At 62.6% G+C, this 1,250-nt stretch carries 2 protein-coding genes; one reads left to right on the forward strand and one right to left on the reverse strand.

Annotated features, from left to right (window positions below; translation table 11 throughout):
- A partial coding sequence (locus Q4P78_RS08925; protein WP_303340019.1) for a phosphotransferase occupies nucleotides 1-784 on the forward strand: 784 nt, incomplete at its 5' end.
- A 30-nt stretch (nucleotides 785-814) separates the two neighbouring features.
- Here Q4P78_RS08925 and Q4P78_RS08930 read toward each other — a convergent pair.
- Nucleotides 815-1,250: PD-(D/E)XK nuclease family protein (locus Q4P78_RS08930; RefSeq protein WP_303340020.1), on the reverse strand; the 436-nt coding region annotated here is incomplete at its 5' end.

Raw genomic sequence — 1,250 nt, forward strand, 5'->3', positions numbered from 1 at the left:
GGTGCTCCGTTCCTTCACCCACGGGCTGCGCGCCCGCCTGCCGTTTACCGTACCCACCATCGCCGGAACCGTACCGTACAACGGTATGAGTGTATTCGTGTACACCTACGTTCCCGGCACCCACCGCGACCTTGAAGAACTAGCTCGCATTAACCGTGCCAACAACAGCACCCTCGCCACCGACCTGGGCAGGCTCATCGCCACACTGCATGTGATGCCTGAAGACATCATGATCGAATCAGACCTGCCCGTCTACTCCTCCCAGACCCTGCGCAGGCGTAAACTCTCCGAACTGGACAGGGCAGCCTCCACCCACAAAGTACCGGCCGAACTGGTGGCGCACTGGCGTGCTTTCCTAGAACCCGGGCCTATTGGGGACTTCCGTACCCGCGTGGTGCACGGTAAGCTCGGCACCGAAACCATCAGCATCCACAACGGTACGGTGGCCGAAGTGAGCGGCTGGTCAGAAGTGCATGTGGGCGACCCCGCCCAAGACCTCTCCTGGCTTTTTGCCTGCTCCGACACCGCCTTCACAGATGAAGTGGTGCGGGTATACTCCTCACAGATGCCGCAGATGCCCGACCAGCACCTGGTAGAACGCGCCGAATTCTACGCCGAGTTCGCTCTGGCCCAATGGCTCACCCACGCGGTGGAATACGGGGACGCACAAATGATCGCCCACGGCGAGCAGATGCTGCAGGCGGTCTGCGAGAACCTGCGTGACTCCGGGGAAATGCTCGGGCAGAACCAGCCGCTACCGGAGCGGGCCGAAGGGCTGGAATAGCCCCGGCGTCTCGCGCGGGCGCTGGGTCGGCTAAGGCTCCCAATCCCAGCGGGTAATGATGCGCTCCAGCTGCGCCTCAGACTGCAGCCCGCCCGCAATATCGGAATCCCACACCGTCTGGTCAGACCCAACATAGTAGAACGCCGCCCGCACATCCGCAGGGTCAACGCCCTGAATCTTGGCAAACGCCAGCCGGTACAGCGCCAGCTGGATGCGCTTATACCGCATCTGCTTGGCGGTGGGTTTACGGCCGGTCTTCCAATCCACCAGCTCCCAGCGTTCCCGCTGCCCCTGCTCGGTGCGCTCAACCGTGCGGAACACCGCATCAATACGTCCGCGCACACTCACCCCGGCCACATGCGTCTCCACCGGGTATTCCGCACGCCAAATACTTCGTTGAGCCCACGGACTGGCCAGGAAGGTTTCGCGTAGTTTCGCCATATCCACCCCGGCCTCGGAGTCTGTA

The organism is Rothia sp. (in: high G+C Gram-positive bacteria), from assembly GCF_030540545.1.
GTDB lineage: Bacteria > Actinomycetota > Actinomycetes > Actinomycetales > Micrococcaceae > Rothia.